17 protein-coding genes and 1 tRNA gene are annotated in these 24743 nt (G+C 32.8%); 12 read left to right on the forward strand and 6 right to left on the reverse strand.

Translation table 11 applies throughout. The features are described from left to right. The first annotated feature begins 66 nt into the window (after positions 1 to 66). From ABD935_RS12070 to ABD935_RS12090, 5 genes are all read left to right on the forward strand, one after another. Complete coding sequence (locus ABD935_RS12070) at positions 67 to 3210, forward strand: UvrD-helicase domain-containing protein (RefSeq protein WP_345192338.1); 3144 nt, start codon at positions 67 to 69, stop codon at positions 3208 to 3210. 21 nt (positions 3211 to 3231) lie between these two features. Continuing rightward, positions 3232 to 4425: a glycine C-acetyltransferase gene (gene kbl / locus ABD935_RS12075; RefSeq protein ID WP_345192340.1), complete on the forward strand. Its 1194-nt coding sequence runs from the start codon at positions 3232 to 3234 to the stop codon at positions 4423 to 4425. Between the two features lie 122 nt (positions 4426 to 4547). Next, complete coding sequence (locus ABD935_RS12080; RefSeq protein ID WP_345192341.1) at positions 4548 to 5924, forward strand: OmpA family protein; 1377 nt, start codon at positions 4548 to 4550, stop codon at positions 5922 to 5924. 232 nt (positions 5925 to 6156) lie between these two features. Continuing rightward, positions 6157 to 8916, forward strand: coding sequence for a PD-(D/E)XK nuclease family protein (locus ABD935_RS12085; protein ID WP_345192343.1), 2760 nt, complete (start codon positions 6157 to 6159; stop codon positions 8914 to 8916). A gap of 2 nt (positions 8917 to 8918) precedes the next feature. Continuing rightward, complete coding sequence (locus ABD935_RS12090) at positions 8919 to 9761, forward strand: alpha/beta hydrolase family protein (protein WP_345192344.1); 843 nt, start codon at positions 8919 to 8921, stop codon at positions 9759 to 9761. Here ABD935_RS12090 and ABD935_RS12095 read toward each other — a convergent pair. The 3 genes from ABD935_RS12095 to ABD935_RS12105 all read right to left on the reverse strand — a co-directional run bounded on the left by ABD935_RS12095 (position 9758) and on the right by ABD935_RS12105 (position 13700). After that, positions 9758 to 12679 (reverse strand): FAD-binding and (Fe-S)-binding domain-containing protein, encoded by a 2922-nt coding sequence (locus tag ABD935_RS12095; RefSeq protein ID WP_345192345.1) that lies wholly within the window; start codon positions 12677 to 12679, stop codon positions 9758 to 9760. The genes ABD935_RS12090 and ABD935_RS12095 overlap by 4 nt on opposite strands. A 146-nt stretch (positions 12680 to 12825) precedes the next feature. Beyond that, a tRNA-Ala gene (locus ABD935_RS12100) sits at positions 12826 to 12899 on the reverse strand. Between the two features lie 6 nt (positions 12900 to 12905). Further along, a complete protein-coding gene (locus ABD935_RS12105) occupies positions 12906 to 13700 on the reverse strand; it encodes a universal stress protein (RefSeq protein WP_345192346.1) in 795 nt (264 codons plus the stop codon). 59 nt (positions 13701 to 13759) lie between these two features. Between ABD935_RS12105 and ABD935_RS12110 the strand changes: the two genes are divergently transcribed. The 4 genes from ABD935_RS12110 to ABD935_RS12125 all read left to right on the forward strand — a co-directional run bounded on the left by ABD935_RS12110 (position 13760) and on the right by ABD935_RS12125 (position 16361). Next, positions 13760 to 14260 (forward strand): GNAT family N-acetyltransferase, encoded by a 501-nt coding sequence (locus tag ABD935_RS12110; protein WP_345192347.1) that lies wholly within the window; start codon positions 13760 to 13762, stop codon positions 14258 to 14260. Beyond that, positions 14257 to 15591 (forward strand): MATE family efflux transporter, encoded by a 1335-nt coding sequence (locus ABD935_RS12115; protein ID WP_345192348.1) that lies wholly within the window; start codon positions 14257 to 14259, stop codon positions 15589 to 15591. Before ABD935_RS12110 ends, ABD935_RS12115 begins: the two co-directional genes overlap by 4 nt. A gap of 38 nt (positions 15592 to 15629) precedes the next feature. Beyond that, a complete protein-coding gene (locus tag ABD935_RS12120; protein ID WP_345192349.1) occupies positions 15630 to 15806 on the forward strand; it encodes a hypothetical protein in 177 nt (58 codons plus the stop codon). A 99-nt stretch (positions 15807 to 15905) separates the two neighbouring features. Continuing rightward, positions 15906 to 16361 (forward strand): 6-pyruvoyl trahydropterin synthase family protein, encoded by a 456-nt coding sequence (locus ABD935_RS12125; RefSeq protein ID WP_345192350.1) that lies wholly within the window; start codon positions 15906 to 15908, stop codon positions 16359 to 16361. A 307-nt stretch (positions 16362 to 16668) separates the two neighbouring features. Here the strand turns inward: ABD935_RS12125 and leuS are convergent, their stop codons facing one another. After that, positions 16669 to 19503, reverse strand: coding sequence for a leucine--tRNA ligase (gene leuS, locus ABD935_RS12130; RefSeq protein ID WP_345192351.1), 2835 nt, complete (start codon positions 19501 to 19503; stop codon positions 16669 to 16671). A gap of 151 nt (positions 19504 to 19654) precedes the next feature. On the opposite strand from leuS, the gene ABD935_RS12135 reads away from it, so the two are divergent. From ABD935_RS12135 to ABD935_RS12145, 3 genes are all read left to right on the forward strand, one after another. Then, on the forward strand, positions 19655 to 20572 hold the full coding sequence (locus ABD935_RS12135) for a DMT family transporter (protein ID WP_345192352.1): 918 nt from the start codon (positions 19655 to 19657) through the stop codon (positions 20570 to 20572). A 178-nt stretch (positions 20573 to 20750) separates the two neighbouring features. Beyond that, positions 20751 to 21629 carry a cell division protein FtsX gene (locus tag ABD935_RS12140; RefSeq protein ID WP_345192353.1) on the forward strand — a complete coding sequence of 293 codons (879 nt, stop codon included), beginning with the start codon at positions 20751 to 20753 and terminating at the stop codon, positions 21627 to 21629. 70 nt (positions 21630 to 21699) lie between these two features. Continuing rightward, positions 21700 to 21954 (forward strand): DUF3098 domain-containing protein, encoded by a 255-nt coding sequence (locus tag ABD935_RS12145; protein ID WP_345192354.1) that lies wholly within the window; start codon positions 21700 to 21702, stop codon positions 21952 to 21954. A 1-nt stretch (position 21955) separates the two neighbouring features. Here ABD935_RS12145 and ABD935_RS12150 read toward each other — a convergent pair whose 3' ends face one another. Both ABD935_RS12150 and ABD935_RS12155 read right to left on the reverse strand, forming a co-directional pair. Next, positions 21956 to 23077 (reverse strand): glycerate kinase, encoded by a 1122-nt coding sequence (locus ABD935_RS12150; RefSeq protein ID WP_345192355.1) that lies wholly within the window; start codon positions 23075 to 23077, stop codon positions 21956 to 21958. A gap of 11 nt (positions 23078 to 23088) precedes the next feature. After that, a complete protein-coding gene (locus ABD935_RS12155) occupies positions 23089 to 24735 on the reverse strand; it encodes a sodium:solute symporter family transporter (protein WP_345192356.1) in 1647 nt (548 codons plus the stop codon). Positions 24736 to 24743 lie beyond the last annotated feature (8 nt).

Below are 24743 nucleotides of genomic sequence, written 5' to 3' on the forward strand. Positions count from 1 at the left end.
AATTAAAAATAATAAATTGTTATGAACTCATTGATAGTTTTTATATTGTAAAACAAATTCTATTTCATGCAAACCAGCTATTTTACTATATATAATGCTTCTGCGGGTAGCGGAAAAACCTATACGCTTGTAAAAGAATATTTGAAGATTTTATTTAGTTCTAATAATTCGGAACAATTTAAACGTATTCTGGCCATAACGTTTACAAATAAGGCTGTTGCCGAAATGAAATCCCGTATTATTGAAACGCTTAAAATATTTTCGGATAACGCTATTTTGGAAAACCCAGATAGTATGTTTGAAACCATTTGCAGTGAGCTTCAAATAGGTCCACAATCATTACATCAAAAATCCAAAAAACTACTAAATACCATTATACATAATTATGCGGCCTTTGATATTTCGACTATTGATGGTTTTACGCATAAATTGATTAGAACGTTTGCATACGATTTAAAATTACCTCTAAACTTTGAAGTTGAATTAGATCAAGACGCCCTTTTAAATGAAGCGGTCGATAGCTTGATTTCTAAAGCTGGAACAGATACAGAGCTCACTAAGGTTTTAGTGGATTTTGCTATTGAAAAAGCCGATGATGATAAAAGTTATGATGTGTCTTTTGATTTTAATAAGATTGCGAAACTTTTAGTAAACGAAAATGATATTCCCTTTATTGAAGGTTTAAAGGATAAGACTTTAGATGATTTTAAAGTCCTTAAAGTACAGTTGAAAAATGAAATTGCTGCACTAGAACTAAGTATTGTTGAAAAAGCACAAAATAGTTTAACCATAATTGAAGAAGCAGGATTAGAGTTTAACGATTTTTCGGGAAGTTATTTACCCAAGCATTTTAAAAAATTGGCAGATAAAATTTTTGATGTTAATTTTGAAGCCAAGTGGCAACAAGATATTGAATCCAAAACCTTATATCCAAAACGTGTTACCAGTGATATTGCAGGTATTATTGAACAAATTCAACCACAAATGGCTTTAGGGTTTAACGAAACGAAACATGCCGTTTTTCATCTTAAATTTTTAAAAGGATTTTATAAAAACATAACACCATTATCGGTTTTAAGCGCCATTAATAAGGAGCTTTCTTTTTTGAAAGAAGACCAAAATAAAATGTTGATTTCAGAATTCAATGCTATTATTAGCAAAGAAATTAGAAATCAACCCACGCCTTTTATTTATGAGCGTATTGGCGAAAAGTTTAATCATTATTTTATTGACGAATTTCAAGACACCTCGGTTATGCAATGGGAGAATTTAATTCCGTTGTTAGGGAATTCGCTTTCTACAGAAACAGGAAGTACCATGCTGGTTGGCGATGCAAAACAAGCTATTTACAGATGGCGAGGAGGTAAAGCAGAACAGTTTATAGGGTTGTTCAATAAAGAGAACCCGTTTTATATAAAAAAGCGTGTTGAAAATCTTCCTTCTAATTTTAGAAGCTTTAAAGAAATAGTACATTTTAATAATGGCTTTTTTAAGTTTTTGGCTACTCAGGTTTTTAATAATCCCGATTATAAAACCCTTTACGACAATGCCAATCAGATCATTACTAAAGATGACGCAGGTTATGTTGAATTATCGTTTTTAGATATTGAAAAGGATGATGATAGAGATGACATATTTTCAGGCAACGTTTTAAAAACAATCCAGAAATGTTTAGAAAATGGTTTTAAACTAGAAGACATTTGTGTTTTGGTAAGAAAGAAAAAAGAAGGTGTTGCGGTGGCTAATTATTTAAGTCAAAATCATATTCCTATTATTTCGTCTGAAACCTTACTTATTCATAATTCGCCAGAAGCCGTTTTTATAAATGACTTGTTGGCACTTTTAATTCAACCAAAAAATAATGAACTGAAAATTAAGGTTTTAAATTTTTTAGCAACGCTATTTAATATTGATGACAAGCACGCCTTTTTCTCAAATCATATAAAGTTGCCTATTTCAGAATTATTCAAAAGTTTTGAAGTTTTTAATATATTCATATCAAATGAAGTTTTGCTGCAACTTCCACTTTACGATTTAGCCGAAACCATTGTTAGAAGCTTCAATTTAGTGAAAACTTCAAACGCTTACATTCAATTTTATTTAGATGTTGTTTTAGATTTTTCACAGAAAAAAGGTTCTGATATTTCTGGTTTTTTAGATTATTTTGAGAAGAAAAAAGATAGTTTGAGCATTATATCGCCAAAAGGGCAAAATGCGGTTCAAATCATGACCATTCATAAATCAAAAGGTTTAGAATTTCCTGTGGTTATACTTCCTTATGCCGATTTAGATATTTATAGAGAAGTAGAGCCTAAAGAATGGTTTTCTTTGGACAAAGAAAAATACAATGGTTTTTCGCATACGCTTTTAAACTATAATAAGGATATTGAGCATTATGGTGAAGAAGGTCAATCTATATATAGTAAACATCAATCTGAACAAGAATTAGATAATATCAATCTATTATATGTAGCTTTAACCAGGGCTGTTGAGCAGTTGTATGTTATTTCAAAAAAAGAGGTCTCATCAAAAAGAGAAGTAAATAGCAAAAAATATTCGGGATTATTGATTAATTATTTGCAGCATTTAGGTTTGTGGAATGATTTAGAAGTATCATATAGTTTCGGAACCCCGATTGCTTTCGGGGCTAAAAAAACATCTGATATTTCATCTACTTCTAAAGACACCAAAATTCAACACGAATTTATTTCAACAGCCAAGGAAAACCATAATATAAAAGTAGTCACTAAATCAGGATTCCTTTGGGATACCAATCAACAAGAAGCTATAGAAAAAGGAAATCTTATACATGATATTATGTCTCAAATTGAAACAAAGGATGATATTGATTTTGTGATTAGTGATTTTATAAAGATGTCATTAATTAATAAAGACCAAGCAGCTGCGTTAAAGCAAATAGTTTTTCAAATTGTTGAACACCCAAAACTAGAAGATTATTACAGTTCAGATTACACCATATATAACGAGCGCGATATCCTTACAAAGGATGGTGTTATTTTAAGACCAGATAGAGTGGCTGTAAATCCTGAAAGCAATGCTATAATTATCGATTATAAAACCGGCGTTGAAGACAAAAAACATGAACAGCAATTACAACTATATCAAGATGTTTTGGAAGACATGAATTTGATTGTTAAAAAGAAGATTCTTGTTTATATAAATGATGATATTTTAGTGAAAGATATTTAAATTTGCATAAAACGCCAAAATATGTACGGGAAACTGAAAAATCATCTAAAAGAAGCCCTTCGAGATATAAAAAACGACGGGCTTTATAAAGAGGAGCGCATTATTACTTCAGCTCAAGGTGCCGAAATTACTTTAAGCACAGGCGAAACCGTGTTAAACTTTTGTGCAAACAATTATTTAGGCCTATCAGCCCACCCCGAGGTTATTCAAGCTGCAAAAGACACCATGGACACGCATGGTTTTGGTATGAGTTCGGTTCGTTTTATTTGTGGCACACAAGATATACATAAAGAGCTAGAGGAAAAGATAGCTGATTTTTATAACACCGAAGATACTTTACTATACGCCGCTGCTTTTGATGCTAATGGTGGTGTTTTTGAACCTTTATTTGATAAAGAAGATGCTATTATTTCAGATTCCTTGAATCATGCCTCCATAATAGACGGTGTGCGTTTGTGCAAAGCTGCGCGCTATCGTTATAAAAATAGTGACATGGCAGATTTAGAGAAACAGCTTATTGCCGCTAATCAAAACGGAGCGAGATTTAAGGTTATAGTTACAGATGGTGTATTTTCAATGGACGGATTATTAGCGCCATTAGATAAAATTTGTGATTTAGCTGATAAATATGACGCATTGGTCATGATAGATGAATGTCATGCCGCAGGTTTTATAGGCAAAACAGGGCGTGGAACACTAGAAGAAAAAGGTGTTCTATATAGAATAGATATAATAACTGGGACTTTAGGGAAAGCATTAGGAGGCGCCATGGGAGGGTATACCACAGGAAAAAAAGAAATAATTGATATGTTACGCCAGCGTTCTAGACCATATTTGTTTTCAAATTCGCTTGCTCCCGCTATTGTTGGTGCTTCTATAAAGGTGTTTGAAATGCTTACTAACGATACAGAATTAAGAGACGCTTTAGAATGGAACACCAATTATTTCAAAAAAGGTATGAAAAACGCAGGTTTTGACATTGTTGATGGCGATTCTGCCATTGTTCCAGTTATGTTATATGATGCAAAATTATCTCAAACTATGGCAAATATGCTATTGAAAGAAGGTATTTATGTTATTGGCTTTTTTTTTCCGGTCGTACCAAAAGAAAAAGCAAGAATACGTGTGCAACTCTCTGCGGCACATACAAAAACGCATTTAGATAAAGCTATTACTGCATTTGTAAATGTAGGAAAAAAGCTAAAAATTATCTAAAATCATTCTTAACTATCGACCAACTGCCAATATATTCTATTTTTTTCTATATTTGTCTTTGTTAATAACATTTAACAACTTACTTTTGTTTACGATTAACACTTAAAATTAAACTTTTGAATATGAAAAATCTTAGCAGATTATTGTTCGCTATGTTGCTTGTACTTGGTTATAGCAACGCTAATGCGCAAGACAACAACAACCCATGGCAGATTACTATCGGGGTAAACGCAGTTGATGCTTATCCTTCTGGAGACGGCGGATTATTTAGTGAAACTATTTTTGATGAGTTCGCTAATGTTACCGATCACTGGAATATTTTACCTTCTTTATCTACAATCTCCGTATCTAAGTATTTAAGCGATGGTTTCTCTTTTGGAGTTGCTGGTTCTTTAAATAAAATTAATAAATGGGGAGACATAAGTACAAACCCAGATACAACTAACAATGTTGACGACTGGTCTTATTACGGAGTTGATGGAACTATTAAGTACAATTTTAGAGAAAATAAAACTTTCGATCCTTACGTAGGAGTTGGAGGTGGTTATACTTGGATTGATGAAATTGGAGCTGGTACTTTAAACGGAACTTTAGGTTTTAACTTATGGTTTAGCGAAAACATTGGTTTAACTGTTCAAACAGCATACAAACATGCTTTTGAAGATTATTTACAAACTCATTTCCAACATACTGCTGGTTTATCTATCAAATTTGGTGGAACTGATACTGACGGTGATGGTATATATGACAAAGATGATGCTTGTCCAGATGTTGCTGGTTTAGAAGCTTTCAACGGATGTCCTGATACTGACGGTGATGGCATCGAAGACAGTAAAGATGATTGTCCTAGCGAAGCTGGTTTAGCTGAGCTTAACGGATGTCCTGATACTGATGGTGATGGTATTGCTGACAACAAAGATAACTGTCCTACAGTTGCTGGTTTAAAAGCTTTAGCTGGTTGTCCAGATGCTGACGGTGATGGTATAACTGATGCTGATGACAAATGTCCTAACACTGCAGGTCCTGCTGCTAACAAAGGTTGTCCTTGGCCAGATGCTGACGGTGATGGTGTTTTAGATAAAGACGATAAATGTCCTGACGTTAAAGGAACTGTTGCTAACAACGGATGTCCTGAAGTAACTGAGGAAGTTCAAAAAACACTTAACGAGTACGCTAAAACAATTTTATTTGATACTGGAAAATCATCTATCAAGGCTCAATCTGAAGCTGTATTAGGTGACATCATAGGTATCCTTAAAGAATACCCAACAGCTAAATTTACTGTTGAAGGTCATACTGATAGTGTTGGTAGCGAAAAATTAAACCAAAGATTATCTGATTCTAGAGCTAATTCTGTAAAAGAATACTTAGTTAAAAACGGTATCGATGCTTTCAGACTTTCTGCTCTTGGTTACGGAGAAGCTAAACCAATTGATTCTAACAAAACTAGAGCTGGTAGAGCGAATAACAGACGTGTTGAAATTAACTTAGCAAAATAAGCTAAACTAATTTTAAAACAAATAAGTTTACAAAAAACGCTTCGGATATCCGAAGCGTTTTTTATTTTTATATAACCAATTAAACTTCAAAATGGTACATGTAAATAGTTTCTTTTTTACTTATTTTTCGTTTAAAAATGTAACCGTAACTCCTGTTATACTTATATTTTCAGCCTTAAATAACCAAAAAATAATTCCACTTACTAATGCACAATTTTAAAATTAAATTGGTATGACAACTTTCATTCACGATGTTTTAAAAGATTTACAAGACAGCAAAGCAAATCTTTCTGAATTAACCTTTGTACTACCTAGTAAAAGAGCTGGGTTGTTTTTAAAACATGAACTTCCAAAAGTTGTAAAGCAAACTGTTTTTTCTCCACAGATAATTAGTATAGAAGAGTTTGTCGAAGAGTTATCTCAACTAAAAAGTGTTCCAAACACAGAACTCCTTTTTGAGTTTTATAATTCCTATATTGAATTAACAAAAAAAGAAAACCTTGATACTTTTGAATCCTTTTCAAAATGGGCCCAAATATTATTGCAAGATTTTAATGAAATTGATCGGTATCTAATCCCTCAAGAAAGTATTTTCAACTACCTAAGTGCCATTCAAGATTTAAATCATTGGTCATTAGAAGCACATAAAACAGATTTTGTTAAAAATTATTTAGCATTTTGGAATAAACTTTATATCTATTATAAGCATTTTACAGAACATCTTTTAAACAAAAAAATTGGCTATCAAGGTCTGATTTACAGAGAAGCTGTTGAGAATTTAGAACCCTACATTCAAAACAATCCTAAAAAGCAACATGTGTTTTTAGGGTTTAATGCTTTAAACACTTCAGAAGAAACCATTATACAAGAATTGCTAAAAAACGGTTTAGCAAAAATTTATTGGGATATTGATAAAGTCTTCTTGGATAACAAAAAGCATGATGCCGCATTATTTACTAGGCAGCATAAAAACAATTGGAATTTCTTTAAAACAAATCCTTTTAATTGGATAACAACAAATTACGCAACAGAAAAAAACATATCTGTTTTTGGCATCCCAAAAAATATTGGGCAAGCTAAATACATTGGGTCGCTTTTAAATACTATACAAAAAGAGAATCAATCATTACAAAATACAGCGGTTGTTTTAGGTGATGAAAACTTATTGGTTCCTGTACTTAACTCAATTCCTTCAAGCATCAATGCGTTAAACATAACCATGGGATTTCCGTTAAAATCCATCCCACTGTCATCGCTTTTTGAAGCTTTGTTTCGTTTACATAAAACGTATTCAAGTTCATTTTACTATAAGGATGTTAAAAATATTATATCGCATCAATTTATAAGACCTATATTTTATATTGAAAACATAGATTATGCATCTAAACTCATTGAAACTATTGACAGTAATAACCTTGTATACTTAAATAGAGAGCGTTTAAAAGAAATTGCTACTAAGGCTAGCCATATTGTTGATTTGTTGTTTTCTAGCTGGGACATGTCCATTGAAACAGCCTTAAGCAATTGTTCAAAACTCATTTTAGCTATTAAAAACTATTTAGATGTTGAGAAAGCTTCAAATTTACTTCCATTAGAATATGTGTTCCGCTTTAATGAACTGTTTAATGAGCTTACCCGATTAAATTCAGAGTATCATCATATAAAAGATATTTCAACGCTCCATGGCGTTTATAAGGAGTTATTAAGTACAGAAACTTTAGATTTTCAAGGTGAACCTCTTCAAGGTTTACAAATTATGGGCATGCTGGAATCTCGTGTTTTAGATTTTGATACTGTCATTATTTCTTCTGTAAATGAAGGGGTGCTTCCTTCAGGAAAAAGCAATAATTCTTTTATTCCTTTTGATGTTAAAATTGAAAATAACTTGCCCACTTATAAAGAAAAAGATGCGGTTTACACCTATCATTTTTATAGGCTTTTACAACGTGCTAAAAATGTTTTCATATTGTATAATACTGAGGCAGATGTATTAACAGTCGGAGAAAAAAGCCGATTTATTACACAATTAGAGTTAGAAGGTATTCATCATATAAATCAGCAGATTTTAACACCTCAAGTTCCCATTATTGAACCTACTTTAAACATTGTTAAAAAAACGAAAGCTTTACAAAAACAAATAATCCAACTGGCGCAAGATGGGTTTTCACCTTCATCATTAACCAACTATATTAGAAACCCTATTGATTTTTATTATCAGAAAATATTAAAAATAAAAGAACATGATGATGTTGAAGAAACTGTTGCTGCAAACACTTTAGGCACAGTCGTACATAATACGCTTGAAGATTTTTATAAGCCTTTATTGGGCATGTTTTTAACTGTAGAAATTATTAAAAACTTAAAATCTCAAATTGAAGAAAAAGTAACGTTTCATTTTAAAAATGAATACAAGGAAGGCGATATTACTAAAGGTAAAAACCTAATTATTTTTGAAATTGCAAAACGTTATGTATCTAATTTTTTGGATTTAGAAATTAAAGACATAAAAGCAGGAAATGACATAAAAATTATAGCGATTGAAGCTGATAATACTATTTCAATCAACATTCCTGAACTCAATTTCCCAGTTAAAATAAAAGGCAAAGTGGATAGAGTAGATGAGTGCAATGGTATAACTCGTATTATTGATTACAAAACAGGTAGCGTTCAGCAAAATCAAGTTGAAATTGTAAATTGGGAAGACCTGACAACAGATTATAAAAAGTATAGCAAGAGTTTTCAAGTGCTAACATATGCGTATATGATGCAGCTTTCAAAAGAGATAATGCTTCCTGTTGAAGCTGGAATTATTTCATTTAAAAATTTAAGTTCAGGATTCTTAAAGTTTGCTAAAAAAGATAAGGCTGGTAGTTACGCTAAAAAAGACACATTAATAACTCAAGAAATTATAGATGAATTTAGCGTTCAACTAAAAAATCTTATTATAGAGATTTGTAATCCAAACATAGATTTCACTGAAAAAGAAGTTTAAAAATGACTTTTACTAAAAATATAATTATTCAAGGGCAACATGGTAAACCGATACTTACCGATGTTGTTTATATTAAAAATAATCAGCCTAAACCCGTTATCATTTTTTGTCATGGTTATAAAGGCTTTAAAGATTGGGGCGCTTGGAATGTAATGGCAAAAGCTTTTGCCGAAGCTGGGTTTTATTTTATAAAATTTAATTTTTCGCATAATGGCGGAACCGTTCATCAGCCTATAGATTTTCCAGATTTGGAAGCTTTCGGAAATAATAATTACACCAAAGAATTAGACGATTTACAATGTATAATCGATTGGGTTTGTTCAAATCCCGAATTTAAAAAAGAAGCAAACAGAAATAATATTTCTCTTATTGGTCATAGTAGGGCTGGTGGTATTGTAACTATAAAAGCTGAAGAAGATAACCGTATAAAAAAAGTTGTAAGTCTTGCAGGGGTTTCTAGTTTTGGAAAAAGAACTTCAACAACTGGAGATTTAGAACAATGGAAAAAAGATGGTGTTAAATATGTTTTAAACGGCAGAACAAAACAACAAATGCCACATTATTATCAATTCTATGAAGATTTTATTGCTAATGAAAATAGACTAACCATTAAACGTGCTGTTTCAAACTTGAAAATCCCTTACCTGATAATCCATGGAAACACCGATACGAGCGTTTTTATTGAAGAAGCTCAAAATCTTCACAACTGGAACCCAAATGGTAAACTAGAAATTATTGATGGTGCAAATCATGTTTTTGGAGCTTCACATCCATGGCATAGTAAAGAGATTCCAAAATATTTAGACATTGTGATTAATAAAATTATTAGTTTTATTACTATTTAGATTAATGCCTGTTTTAAAATACTAACAGGATGTTCTGCAATGCGTTTGGTGCCATCAAAAACTTGATGACGACAACTGGTGCCAGATGCAGCAACAATTACAGAGGTTTCCATATTTCTTATCTTCGGAAACAAAGTGTCTTCTCCTACTTGCATACTCACATCATAATGCTCTTTCTCATAACCAAACGAACCTGCCATACCGCAACATCCTGAATTAATAATACTAACAGTATAATTTTCAGGCAAGTTCAACATAAAAAAAGTTGGTTCAACGCTACTTAAGGCTTTTTGATGACAATGCCCATGAATTTTAATCATGGATGATTGACTGGTAAATTGATTAGGTTTAATGTTCCCTTTTAGCACTTCATTTTTTATAAATTCTTCTATAGTAAACGTGTATTTAGCAATTTTTTTAGCGTCATCTTTATTTTCAGCTAAACGTAAATATTCGTCTCTAAAAGATAATATCGCTGAAGGTTCAATGCCAATAAGCGGTAGGTCTTCAGAAATTATAGAAGTGAAAATTGAAATATTTTTATTGGCAATTATTTTAGCCTCATCAAGAAAACCTTTGGAAAGATGGCTTCTACCACTTTCTTCATGGTCAATAATGTGTATTTTATATCCCAGTTCGGTTAGCAATTCAAAAGTATCAATACCAATTTGAACATCGTAATAATTAGTAAATTCATCTACAAACAAATACAGTTCGCCTTTGTCAAATGATTTATTCTGAAATGTATTATGATTTGTTCTGTACCATTTTCTGAATGTATTGGAAGCTAGTTTTGGGATACTTCTTTTTTTAGCAACTCCCAATACGTTTTTCGCTAAAGACGTATTTAATAATGTATTTGTTATACTAGGAAATAAGCTGCCTATTTTATTGTATTTTACATTATTTGCCATCATTTTTGTTCGCAATGACGGTGGGTTTTCTTTTTGATATTGGTGTAAAAATTCGGCTTTAAAACTCGCAACATCTACATTGCTTGGACATTCACTGGCACAGGCCTTACAACTTAAACACAAATCAAACACGTCTTTTAGCTCAGTATGATTGAATTTGTTTTCTTTATTAGAGTTCGTTAAAAATTCTCGTAAAATATTCGCTCTAGCTCGTGTTGTGTCTTTTTCGTTTCGAGTAGCGCGATAACTAGGACACATGGTTCCTCCTGAAAATGGTAATTTTCGACAATCACCAGAACCATTACATTTTTCAGTGGCTCGTAAAAGTCCTTTTGAATCTGAAAAATCCATTAGCGTCTCAACTTCAGGTTCTTCTCTATCAATCTCATAGCGTAACGATTTATCCATAGGATAAGCATCAACTATTTTACCTCTATTAAACACATTATTGGGATCAAAAGCATGTTTTATCCGCTTTAACAACTCGTAATTTTTTTCTCCAATCATAAGTGGTAAAAATTCACCACGAACAATGCCATCACCATGTTCCCCGCTAAAGGATCCTTTATATTTTTTAACCAGTTTTGCTGTTTCGGTAGTAATTTCCCTAAAAAGAGCTACGTCTTTATTTTTCTTTAAATTTAATATTGGTCTTAAATGTATTTCTCCTGCTCCCGCATGCGCATAATAAACAGCCTTTTGCCCATAACTATCCATCATTTTTGTAAATTCAGAAATGTAATTTGGTAAATCTTTTAAATCTACTGCAGTATCTTCAATACAAGCTACTGCTTTAGCATCGCCAACAATATTCCCTAATAAACCTAGCCCTGCTTTTCGTAATTCAATAACCTTCTTTATATCTTGACCATATAGTTTTGGAAATGCATAGCCTAATTGATGTTGCTTTAAATCTTGAATTAGATTGGTAGCTAATAACTCGGCTTTTTCAGATGACTGATCTCTAATTTCCAACATTAAAACAGCTTCGGGGTCGCCTTCAATAAAAAATCTGTTTTTAACTTGTTCTCTATTGTTTTTCGTACAGTCTAAAATAGTTTTATCTAATAACTCACAAGAATAGAGATTATGCTTCATGGCTATTAAAGTGGCTTCTAAACTTTCTTGAACACTTTTAAAATGAGCGATAACAAACACATCTTCTTTTGGGGGTAATAGGTCTAATTGTAATGTTATAGCTGTTGTAAAAGCCAATGTTCCCTCGCTTCCACAAAGTAATTTTGCAACATTGATGTCTTCAGATAGCCCGTTAGGCGAACGCTTATCTAAAAAGGCATCAATGGCGTATCCTGTATTTCTTCTATGAATAGATGCTTTTGGGAACGCTTCATGTATTTCAGTTTGAATTTTTGGATTTGACAACTCTTCAAAAAGGGTCTTGTAAATAGCACCTTCAATACTATTATTTAGCTGCTTTGCTTTAAACGCTTCAACAGAAAGTGAATGAAACATGACTTCAGACCCATCGGACAATATCGTTTCGATTTCTAATACTTTATCACGTGTTACCCCGTATTTGATTGATGTAGATCCAGAAGAATTATTGCCAACCATGCCGCCTAGCATGCAGCGATTACTAGTTGATGTATTAGGAGAAAAGAACAAGCCAAAAGGTTCTAAAAAATGATTCAATTCATCTCTTATAATACCAGGTTCTACAACGATGGTTTTTTGTTCTTTATTGAATTCTATAATTTTGGTAAAATGCTTAGATACATCAACAACAATACCTTCTCCAACACATTGGCCGGCTAAAGAGGTTCCGGCTGCTCTCGGAATAAGCGTTACATTTTGATTATTGGCGAAAATTATTAATTTTTTAATATCGCTCTTGTCTTTTGGATATGCAACAGCCAAAGGTAGCATGCGGTAAACGGAAGCATCTGTAGCATAAATACTTTTGTGCAAGTCATCAAAAAAAAGGGCGCCATTTAATTGTTCTGAAAGCGCTTTTAGGTCTTTTTTTATTATGGATTCTGACATGAAGTTTTAAGTACCGTTTAATTTGGATTTGACTAAGATATTAAACATGTTTTTAAAATGAATAAATAACTATGTTTAATTAGGTGTTTTTTGATGCAAATAAAAAAGCTTCAAAAGTAAAAACTTCTGAAGCTTTTTATATACTGTGGAGAAGATCGGATTCGAACCGACGACCTCTTGACTGCCAGTCAAGCGCTCTAGCCAACTGAGCTACATCCCCAATTTATTATTTTAATCCACTTAATACTAACACAGGAATATTACTGTGAAAATCTTTTTTTAAGATAGTATTCTTTTCCCATTTTTTAGCAAAAAAACCTCTTTTGCGTCTTACAACACATAGCATATCTGGTTTATGAGATTCAAAATGAAATAGCACCCCCTGAAAAGTGGTTGCATTTTCTGTTTTAGTAATACTTTTTACAATACCCTTTAATTCATCATTAACATCAAAATCACCTTTGTTATGAAATGGTGTTTTTACTAATAACAAATCAATAATAGCATCAAATTGAGTTTTTATTAATTTAAGAGGCTTGAGCACATTGTCTTTTTTAATAATAGCTGATTTAATAGCCATTAAAATATTGGAAGGCGGTATAAACTTATAATCCTCAGGAATAATTAACACAGGTACATCCATCTGCTTTACAATCTTACCAGATGTTTTACCTAAATACACCTCGTCTTTAATAGAGTTTGTTCTAGGTTCAACTAGCATTAAATCTATATCAGCGGCTTTACAGGCTAATTCTAAAGTATCAATCAGTTTTCCTTTTAGTGTTTTTACAATAACTTTAACGCCTTTAGTGTCAATTTTAGAAACTAAATCTTCTAAAAAAGCTTTGCTTTCACGCTCAATAATTTCATCAACCCTAACCATTGTTCCTGCTTTTGTATAAACGTTATACACTTGTACAACAAAGAGATTAGCTCCAAAAGATTCAGCAAAGTCAACAGCATACTGTAAATGACTTACTGCATTTTTAGAAGATCCAACGGGTACTAAAATATTCTTCATATCTGTAAAGTTTTAAAACTAAATTTACAATAAATTTGAGGCAAAAGTAGAATATTTAAATGATTTGTAAAGCAACATTAGAAGATATTGATAAAATCCTTCAGTTAACAAAAGCTTGCGCTACGCATATGGTTGATATCCATATTTACCAATGGAACGCGTTTTACCCTAACAAACAAGCTTTTTTAAAGGATATTGAGCGTTATGAATTGTATGTGTTAAAATTAGAAAATAAATTAATTGGCTGCATTACAATATCAACATTTATAGATGAAGAATATATACCTATCACTTGGCTAACACCTAATATTAACACTATTTATATTCATCGTTTAGCAATTCATCCAAACGAACAAAGCAAAGGATATGCACAACAACTCATGCAATTTGCTGAAGACTTCGCCAAAAAAAACGAATACACTTCAATAAGGTTAGACACTTTTTATCAGAACCGAAAAAACCAAAAATTTTACGAACTTCGTGGCTACAAACGTTTAGGAGACATATTCTTTCCTAAACAAAGTAAACACTCTTTTTATTGTTACGAACTTGTACTGTGAACATAAATATCAGCTTAAAACATATAAACAAACTCGCTATTCCAGCCTTAATTTCTGGAGTGTCCGAACCTATTTTGTCATTAACCGATGCGGCAATAGTCGGCAATATTCAATACAACGCCACCGAATCTTTGGCAGCTGTTGGCATAGTTACCACGTTCTTGTCGATGTTAATTTGGGTTTTGGGTCAAACAAGGAGTGCCATTTCATCAATCGTATCGCAATACGTTGGTGCTAATCAATTAGAAAAAATTAAAAATCTTCCAGCACAAGCAATTTTTATTATTACATCTTTAAGTATTCTTATTATTGTTAGCACTTACCCATTTGCTAAAAATATTTTCAAACTTTATAATGCTTCAGATTTAATTTTAGACTACAGTATCGTTTATTATAAGATACGTGTTCTGGGTTTTCCTTTTACTTTATTTACTATAGCGGTTTTTGGGGCATTTCGGGGTTTGCAAAACACTTATTATCCTATGATTATTGCCATTATTGGAAGCATAGCTAATATCGTTCTAGATATTATCTTAGTATACGGCATCGATGGTTATATAGCACCTATGAATATTGAAGGTGCTGCTTATGCCAGTGTTATTGCTCAAGTTTTAATGGCCATTTTTTCGGCCTATTTTCTGCTTAAAAAAACGACCATTCCTCTAAAATTCACTTTTCCTTTTAATAAAGAAATCAAACGCTTTATTTTAATGATTCTCAACCTTTTTATAAGAACCATCGCGTTAAACGTTACGCTATATTATGCTAGTGCGTTTGCCACGAGTTATGGTGCAGCTTATATAGCAGCTTATACTATTGCAATAAACTTATGGTTTCTCGGTGCTTTTATCGTTGATGGCTATGCTAGTGCAGGTAATATTCTATCTGGAAAACTTTTTGGAGCAAAAGCTTTTGGTACGTTAATTACCCTTAGCAATAAATTAATAAAATACGGACTAATAATCGGTGTTGTTCTAGGTCTTATTGGTGCATTGTTTTATTATCCTATAGGACGAATTTTCACTAAAGAACCCGAAGTTTTAAAAGCATTTTATAATATTTTTTGGATTGTTCTTGTCATGCAACCCCTATGTACATTGGCATTTATTTTTGATGGCATTTTTAAAGGCCTTGGCAAAATGAAATATTTACGTAATGTACTTTTGTTTTCAACATTTTTAATATTCATACCCATATTATTTTGGTTGGATCATTTAGGCTATAAATTACATGCTATATTTATTGCCATTACCGTCTGGATTATAGCGAGAGGTATCCCTTTAATAATAAAATTTAGAAAAATATTTATGCCGCTTTCACAAAATAATTAACTTTGACCGATAATCGGCAATAAGCAAAAATTAATTAAATGAATTTATTTGTAGCTTTTCTAAATCAGGTAGATATTGAAGAAAAAATACAAAGCGCCCCAGATAAAGGTTACGAAATTGGTGTATTTATTGGCTCAATGCTACCATTTGTGGTTCTTGTATTATTAGCTTATTTTATTTACCGATACAACAAAAACAGAATTAATAAAGAATAATATGGATATCATGTCATTTATGAGCGGAAACGGATTGTTTCTCGTTTTAGCTCTGGTTTTAATAATCGTTTACGCAGTAAACCGCAGAAAAAGAAAATAATGGGCAATAACATTCGCATCACAAAACAATTCTCTTTTGAAACTGGTCATGCCCTTTACGGCTACGACGGAAAATGTAAAAACGTGCACGGCCACAGCTACAAACTATCGGTTACAGTTATTGGGAAACCTATTTCAGATAGCACCAATGTTAAGTTTGGAATGGTTATAGATTTTGGCGACCTTAAAAAAATCGTGAAAGAAGAAATTGTAAATGTCTTTGATCACGCCACGGTTTTCAACAAAAACACGCCACATATAGAACTTGCCAAAGAGCTCCAGGATCGTGGACATAATGTGCTTCTAGTAGACTATCAGCCTACCAGCGAAATGATGGTTATAGACTTCTCCAAAAAGATAAAAGCACGCCTACCAAAGCATATTCATCTACACTCCCTAAAACTTCAAGAAACCGACAGTTCGTTTGCAGAATGGTTTGATTACGATAATAATTAGGGCGTTACCCAAACGGGTCGGGCTTTCCGCTATATCTTTTAAAACGTCATAGAGGGGTGAGCGACGTTACTATCTGTTTATTATTTGCTTGAAGCTAATATAGTGCTAACTAATTTTAAAAGGATGCCGCTGCAATCCCTAACGCGAAACAAACCGTAACCATTCATATTTTGTCATTTCGACAATTGGAGAAATCTCATAATCAATGCGGTATAAATTATGCGATGTCTCAATCGTGCCTCATTTCGACATGACAAAAAAATTATGTTATTCAGCACATACAAGTTCAGCGTTATGCGCTGTAGTGTTACCCAACAATATTTACAATCTTACCAGGAACCACAATCACTTTTTTAGGCGTTCTTCCTCCTAATTGCTCTTGTGTTTTTTCGTGTGCTAAAACAGCAGCCTCAATATCATCCTTACTCATATCCATTGGCAATTCCATAGTAAAACGCATTTTACCATTAAATGAAATGGGGTAATTTTTGCTGCTTTCAACTAAATGACTGGCATCAAATTCTGGAAAAGGTGCTTTTGAAATAGACCCGTTATTCCTTAACTGACTCCATAGCTCTTCAGCAATATGAGGTGCATAAGGCGAAATTAAAACCAATAAAGGTTCTAATATTTCCTTGCTAGTACATTTTTGAGCCGTCAACTCATTGGCCGCAATCATAAATGTAGATACCGACGTATTAAACGAAAAGTTCTCAATATCTTCTTTTACCTTTTTAATGGTTTTATGAAGTGTTTTTAAATTGTCTTTTGTTGGTGTAGCATCTGTAACTTTCAATCCGTTATCATCAGCATATAATTTCCATAGTTTTTTAAGGAACGAGTGCACACCAGTAATTCCAGCAGTATTCCAAGGTTTGTATTGCTCTAACGGCCCTAAGAACATTTCGTATAAACGTAAACTGTCTGCTCCGTAATCTGAAACAATATCATCTGGGTTTACGACATTATATTTAGATTTTGACATTTTCTCAACATCACGACCAACTTTATAAACTCCATTTTCTAAAATGAATTCTGCATCCGCATAATCATCTCCAAATTCTTCATCATTCTTTAATCCTTCAATATCTAACTCATCGGAAGCATTAACATATTTCACTTTAACATGTAATGGCTGTACTTTCTTATTTTCAATTAAACCAAAAGATAAATAGGTATTTGTACCTTCCTCTCTATAAACAAAAGCACTAGTCCCCAAAATCATGCCCTGGTTAATCAGCTTCTTTGCATATTCATCAACAGGCACAACACCTTTATCAAACAAGAATTTTTGCCAAAAACGAGAATACAATAAATGCCCTGTGGCATGCTCGCTTCCACCTATGTATAAATCTACATCTTTCCAATAATTAAGTGCTTCTTTACTTGCAAACTCTTCGGTGTTATTGGCATCCATATAGCGATTAAAATACCAAGAACTTCCTGCCCAACCTGGCATCGTATTCAACTCTAAAGGGTGAATGGTTTTATTATCAATCAAGTCATTTGAAACCACTTCATTCTTCTCAGTATCCCAAGCCCAAACTGTGGCGTTTCCTAATGGTGGCTCGCCCGTTTCGGTTGGTAAATACTTTTCAACTTCCGGTAGTTTTATTGGTAAATGTGCGGCATCAATCATTTGTGGCATCCCATTCACATAGTAAACAGGAAAAGGTTCTCCCCAATAACGTTGTCTGCTAAAAACCGCATCACGCAAACGGTAGTTGGTTTTTCCTTGACCTTGCCCTATTTGCTCCAACTCATAAATAGCACGCTTGGTTGCTTTTTTATAATTCATCCCGTTTAGGAAATCACTATTTCCAATCACAGTTTTTTCTTTATCTGAAAAGGCTTCTTCAGAAATATCAACACCATCAAAAATATTTGGAATTGGAATACCAAAATGTTTAGCAAAGGCGTAATCACGTTCATCACCACAAGGCACAGACATTACTGCTCCGGTACCATAACCTGCTAATACGTAATCCCCAATCCAAACTGGAATAGGTTCTTTTGAAAACGGATGTTCTGCATAAGCACCTGTAAAAACTCCTGAAATGGTTTTTACATCTGCCATCCTATCGCGTTCACTACGTTTAGCTGTTTTTAAAATATAAGCATCAACAGCTTCTTTTTGTTCTGGCGTTGTTATTTGTGACACCAACTCGTGTTCTGGCGCTAGTGTCATAAAACTAACTCCAAAAATAGTATCGGGTCTTGTTGTGAAAACGTCTATAACATCAGATTGCTTCGTTTCACTCGCAATGACGTTAAACGTTACAGAAGCACCAACAGATTTTCCAATCCAGTTACGTTGACTTTCCTTTAAAGAATCTGTCCAGTCAATTTTTTCTAAACCTTGAAGTAAACGTTCTGCATAAGCAGAAATACGCATACTCCATTGGGTCATCTTCTTTCTAATTACAGGATGACCACCACGCTCAGAAACGCCATTTACTATTTCATCATTTGCTAAAACGGTTCCTAAAGCAGGACACCAGTTAACTTCGGTTTCAGCTAAATAGGTTAATCTATATTGTAATAATATTTGTTGTTGTTTTTCAGAAGAAAAAGCATTCCAGTCTTCTGCAGAAAAAGGTTCGATATTGTCATCGCAAACCGCATTGACATTTTCGTTGCCTTCAGAAGAAAAAATCGTTTCTAATACTGAAATATCTTCAGCTTTATCGGTATGATTATTATACCAAGAATTGAACAATTGGATAAATATCCACTGCGTCCATTTGTAATAACTTGGGTCGGATGTTCTAACCTCACGGGACCAATCGAATGAAAATCCAATTTGATCTAATTGACGACGGTATGTTTTTATATTTTCGGCAGTTGTAATAGCTGGGTGTTGCCCTGTTTGTATCGCATATTGTTCAGCCGGCAATCCAAAACTATCATAACCTTGTGGATGCAATACATTAAATCCTTGATGACGTTTGTAACGCGCATAAATATCGGAAGCAATATACCCTAACGGATGACCAACGTGTAAGCCGGCGCCACTTGGGTAAGGAAACATATCCAAAACATAGTATTTTGGTTTATCGCTTCCATTTATGGCTTTAAATGTTTGGTTTTCTGCCCAATATTTTTGCCATTTGGCTTCAATTTCGTTGAAATTGTACTTCATTATCATCCTTTTTAAGAAGTTGCAAATTTACGTTTTAAATAGAAATATGACCGCTTAATGCACAAAAAATGAGTTTGCTAAATATTTGTAAAATATTACGTTTACTTTTGGCTCAAAATAAAAATTAATTCAACACAATTAGATTACAGCATTGACAAAGAGCAGTATCGTAAAAGCACATCTTGCCTTATTTGGAACGCATGTTATTTATGCCGCCAACCATTTTATTGCTAAAGGCATAATGCCTGAAAAATTAAATCCTACACCGTTTGTGTTATTTCGTGTTTTAGGAGCTGGTTTGTTGTTTTGGTTTATCAAGTTATTCATAAAAGAAAAAGTAGAAAAAAGAGATTTTTTAAGACTTATAATCTGCGGACTATTTGGAGCTTCTTGCAATCAACTTTTTTTCTTGCATGGCTTAAACTTAACATCACCTATTGATACGTCTATTATCATGACTTCTGCTCCTGCTGTCGTTTTTGTTTTCAGCATGATTCTATTAAAGGAAAAAGTAACCAAAAACAAATTAATTGGCTTAAGTATTGGGGCTATAGGCGCTATTGGTTTAGTTTGGTATGGTCAAGTGGCAGAAGGTGCAAGTGGTTTTTTAGGGAATCTCTTTGTTTTTCTGAATGTGATATTCTATTCGCTTTATCAAGTAGCCGTTAAACCTTTGATGAACAAATATCATTTCATTACTATAATTAGCTGGGTGTTTTTATTTGGGTTATTATTTCTTATTCCTTTTGGAATAAATGATGTTTTGCACAATACTAATTATGACTTATTCGACTTTAATACCTACATGGTTATTGCTTATGTCATTGTTTTTACTACATTCCTAGCCTTTCTCTTTAATATTTATGCGCTAAGGCAAGTTTCACCATCAGTAGCTGGCAGTTATACTTATGTGCAACCAGCCGTAAGTTTCACCATTGTTCTTATTTTATCATTGCTTTTTAATATAGATACTTATAATGACGACATTAATATAATTAAGATTCTATCTTGCTTTTTTGTGATTATTGGGGTCTATTTAATTAGTGAAAAGCCAAAGGCTATCCCTTAATAAGTTGTTGTTTCCAACATTATTGATATGTTTTAGTTAATATAATATTTTGAAGAGGTTCCCTGCAGATGGTTATTGGGGTCAGGCATGACAATTTCAAATGAAATCAAAAGACTTTTAGCCTTTTGAAGTTTTATTAAAATACTTTATTATTTTTACGTTTTAATCCAATTACTACATGAGTTCATCATTTGAAAAACACCAAAACCGCAGACTAATTTCTTCATACTTTTCTGTCGTTTTGAGTATTGCTTTAGTCTTGTTTTTATTGGGTTTATTGGGTATGCTGATTTTAAATGCAAAAAAAGTATCGGATCACTTTAAGGAGCAAGTCGTGGTGACCATTTATTTAAAAGATAATGCCAAAGACGTTGAAACCAAACAACTGGAAAAAAGCTTGGCGATGGCGGATTATGTGAAATCTACCGAATATGTATCTAAAGAACAGGCTGCCGAATTTATGAAAGCTGAAAATGGGGAGGATTTTATGGATTTTGTAGGTTACAACCCGCTTCAAAACTCTATTGATGTGCATTTAAAAGCCGATTTTGTTACTTCTGAACATCTTGATAAAATTTCTACAGAAGCGACAAATAAAAGCTTTGTGGAAGAAGTGACTTATGATAATGACCTCGTTAATCTAATGAACGATAACGTGAAGAAAATTAGTTTTTGGGTGCTGGTTATTAGTGCTATTTTCACCTTAATTGCTGTATTACTCATCAATAGTTCTATTCGCTTAGCAGTATATTCTAAACGATTTACAATAAAAACCATGCAAATGGTTGGTGCTACTAAACAGTTTATTCGTCGCCCATTTGTTTGGAAAAGTGTACGCTTAGGCATGATTGGCGCTTTTTTGGCACTCATAGGAATGGCAATTGTTCTATATTATTTAAACAAAACATTCACTGAGCTAGAATTGCTAAGCAACCCTGTTTTAGTAGCGCTATTATTTGTTTTTGTATTTGCTTTAGGTATTATTATTACTTGGATAAGTACACATTTTGCAACACAACGTTTCTTGAATTTGAAGACGGATGAGTTGTATTATTGATTTTTTATATAAATGTTAAGAACCATTTTTTAATAAATGCGTTAATTTGCATTAAGATTACGATATAGTTATGGGGGAAAAAAAACGAAAAGAAGCAGCAAAGCCTGTTTTTGTATTTGGAAAGAAAAACTATAAATTCATGTTTATAGGTTTAGCATGTATTGCACTTGGTTTTATTTTAATGTCTGGTGGAGGTAGTGATGACCCAAATGTTTTTAATCCTGAAATTTTCAGTTTCCGTCGTATTCGGTTAGCGCCAATGTTGGTTCTCATTGGGTTTGGTGTTGAGATATATGCTATTCTTTTGAACCCTGATAAAAAATAATTTATAAGGTTTTAGCAAATACTTCTGCCATTTCTTTAACATAACTATATCCATTTTTCATAGCATCATCTATACCTTCTGAATGATTTAAAACAGCATCGTTATAAACTATACCGAAATCCATAATACTGTTTTTATCTAAATCTATAGCACCACAAAACGCTGCTACTTTTATATTTTGTGCCTTGGCAGAATTCATAACACCTTGAATTGTTTTTCCAGAGAATGTTTGAACATCTAATTTACCTTCACCTGTAATAATCCAATCGGCTTTTTTAATTTGACTATCAAAATTAGCCAGATTTTTTACAAGTTGAATTCCAGGCTCTAAATTGCCATTTAAAAATACTTTTGTTGCAATGCCCATGCCTCCTGCTGCTCCTGCCCCTTTTATAGTTTGCGCATCCACATTAAAAACAACGTTGATAATTTTAGACATAGATTCTAACCCTTTATCTAGCATTTCTATATCTTCATTTGACGCGCCTTTTTGGGCTCCATAAACATAAGCAGCTCCATTTTTCCCGTATAACGGATTAGTAACATCGCAAGCAATATTGAATTTTACATCGTTAAGTTTTGGAAATACCTTGGTTACATCAATAGAAATAATTTTAGACAAATTAGCACCAGTTGGTTTTACCTCATCATTATTTTTATCTAAAAAACGATAACCTAATGCCATTGCCATACCAATACCACAATCATTAGTAGCGCTACCCCCAATACCTAAAATAATTTCTTTAGCTCCCTTTTTTATAGCATCTGCAATCATTTCTCCCGTACCAAAGGTTGTAGCATTTTTACAATCAAATTGTTCTGGTTTTAAAAGTTTTACACCCGAAGCTTCAGCCATTTCAATAAATGCAGTTTTAGACGAATCAGAATAAAGATATGAAGCCATTACTGGATTAAAAAAGGGATTATTTACTTCAACATTTACAACTTCTCCTTTTAAATAAAACTTTACAACTTCAATTGTGCCATCGCCACCATCTGCCAGTGGCAGTTTTATGATTTCTGTGTCAGGTTTAATATTCTTAATCCCTTCTTCAACAGCGTTGCAAAACTCTAGTCCTGTTAGTGAATTTTTAAATTTATCTGGTGCTAAAATAATTTTCATATGTCAAAACTTTAACTTAAAAGTGCTGGTAAAAAATAACTAAGGATTATAATAAATACAAAAAAGGCTAGAAGAATATACACTTCTTTTATCATGAAATCTTTCTTTGTTATTTTGACGTTAAAATTAGAAATCTTTTTAATTTCCGTTTTACTTGTTAAAGCACTAACACTATAAGCAACTACCAATGCTATGATGACACCTGTAAAGTTTAGCCATATCCAAAAAATATTAAATCCTAAATCGATATGAAATAATTCTTGAATGGTTTTTGAAAACACTAGGTTGATAAGTACTGCTGAAATAATAGCAGCGTTCATACCTATGTGATTCACTTTTTTTGAAAAAAACGCTAAAAAGAAAGTGACTAATACAGGGCCGTAAAACACAGATCCAATGGCGTTTATAATTTCTATTACCGCACTTTTACTGCCTCCAAATAAGAAGGCACTGGCAATACAAACAGCACCCCAAAAAACCACTGACCCTTTTGAAATAATCATGTATTTCTTGTCAGTTAGTTTTACTTTACCTCTATTAAAGAAATCTTCTACTGTTACTGCAGAAAGGGAATTTACCGTAGAACTTAAAGAAGACATCGCTGCCGATAATATTCCTACCATCAAAATTCCTATTAAACCATGTGGCAAATATTTCATAATAAAAACGGGCACCATTAAATCTGCTTTAACACCATGAGCGGCATATTCATCTGGAAAATATTTTTGAGTAGTCATAGCAATTTCTTCAAGAAAATCTGGTGCTAGAGTAATCAAGCCTCCAATTACTAAACCCATAATACAATATATTAAAACTACGGGGAATCTTAAGAGTCCATTAGCCAATAACAAGGTTCTTATTGTTTTTTCATCTTTTGCGGATAACATACGTTGCGCTTGGGTTTGATCGCATCCATAATATGAGGCATATAGAAAGAAGCCTCCAATTATCATTGGTAATAAACCATATTCACTACCTTCTCCTATTCCTAAATTATAATCGATAACTTGTAATCTTTCAGCATCAAAACCAGCAGTTAAACCTCCATGTTCTTGGAGTAGATTCCATCCAAAATATAAGCAAATAATTAAGCCTGCAAATAAAATAATCATCTGTATAGCATCTCCCCATACAACAGCTTTCATACCGCCTTGCCATGAATAAATAATGGTAATAATACTTATTATTAGTATGGTATAAACAAAGTCAATATCTAAAACTGCTTGTAATATAATGGCAATAGTATACACCATTACCCCAGTTCCGAGAGCTCTACTTATTTGAAAAACGATGCTTAATATTAATCGTGTTGATGTACTAAAGCGTTTCTCTACAAATTCATAAATACTAACGACTCCGGATCTAAATAAAGGAGGAATTATGACAATCATTATAAAAATCATGGCGAGCGGGACAGCAAACTCAAAGGTTAGCCATTTCATACCGCCTCCTAGTTTTAGGCCTACAAAAGCAGGAGCTGAAATGAAACTGATAGCAGATAATTGAGTTGCCATTGTAGAAAGGCTTAAGGGAAACCATCCCATACTTTTTCCTCCTAAAAAGTAATCTTTAGAATCTTTATTATCCTTAAAAAAGAATCCCATTCCTAAGAAAAATATAATATAAAATATGACGATACTATAGTCTAGCCAATTCATAATTTAAA

The organism is Algibacter agarivorans (assembly GCF_039543245.1).
Taxonomy (GTDB): Bacteria; Bacteroidota; Bacteroidia; order Flavobacteriales; family Flavobacteriaceae; genus Algibacter_G; species Algibacter_G agarivorans.

Coding starts and splice junctions, on each gene's coding strand:
- ABD935_RS12080 (WP_345192341.1), top strand. CDS start 4,548: ATGAAAAATCTTAGCAGATTATTGTTCGCTATGTTGCTTGTACTTGGT.
- ABD935_RS12090 (WP_345192344.1), top strand. CDS start 8,919: ATGACTTTTACTAAAAATATAATTATTCAAGGGCAACATGGTAAACCG.
- ABD935_RS12070 (WP_345192338.1), top strand. CDS start 67: ATGCAAACCAGCTATTTTACTATATATAATGCTTCTGCGGGTAGCGGA.
- ABD935_RS12095 (WP_345192345.1), bottom strand. CDS start 12,679: ATGTCAGAATCCATAATAAAAAAAGACCTAAAAGCGCTTTCAGAACAA.
- ABD935_RS12120 (WP_345192349.1), top strand. CDS start 15,630: ATGAATTTATTTGTAGCTTTTCTAAATCAGGTAGATATTGAAGAAAAA.
- ABD935_RS12105 (WP_345192346.1), bottom strand. CDS start 13,700: ATGAAGAATATTTTAGTACCCGTTGGATCTTCTAAAAATGCAGTAAGT.
- ABD935_RS12110 (WP_345192347.1), top strand. CDS start 13,760: ATGATTTGTAAAGCAACATTAGAAGATATTGATAAAATCCTTCAGTTA.
- kbl (WP_345192340.1), top strand. CDS start 3,232: ATGTACGGGAAACTGAAAAATCATCTAAAAGAAGCCCTTCGAGATATA.
- ABD935_RS12145 (WP_345192354.1), top strand. CDS start 21,700: ATGGGGGAAAAAAAACGAAAAGAAGCAGCAAAGCCTGTTTTTGTATTT.
- leuS (WP_345192351.1), bottom strand. CDS start 19,503: ATGAAGTACAATTTCAACGAAATTGAAGCCAAATGGCAAAAATATTGG.
- ABD935_RS12125 (WP_345192350.1), top strand. CDS start 15,906: ATGGGCAATAACATTCGCATCACAAAACAATTCTCTTTTGAAACTGGT.
- ABD935_RS12085 (WP_345192343.1), top strand. CDS start 6,157: ATGACAACTTTCATTCACGATGTTTTAAAAGATTTACAAGACAGCAAA.
- ABD935_RS12150 (WP_345192355.1), bottom strand. CDS start 23,077: ATGAAAATTATTTTAGCACCAGATAAATTTAAAAATTCACTAACAGGA.
- ABD935_RS12155 (WP_345192356.1), bottom strand. CDS start 24,735: ATGAATTGGCTAGACTATAGTATCGTCATATTTTATATTATATTTTTC.
- ABD935_RS12140 (WP_345192353.1), top strand. CDS start 20,751: ATGAGTTCATCATTTGAAAAACACCAAAACCGCAGACTAATTTCTTCA.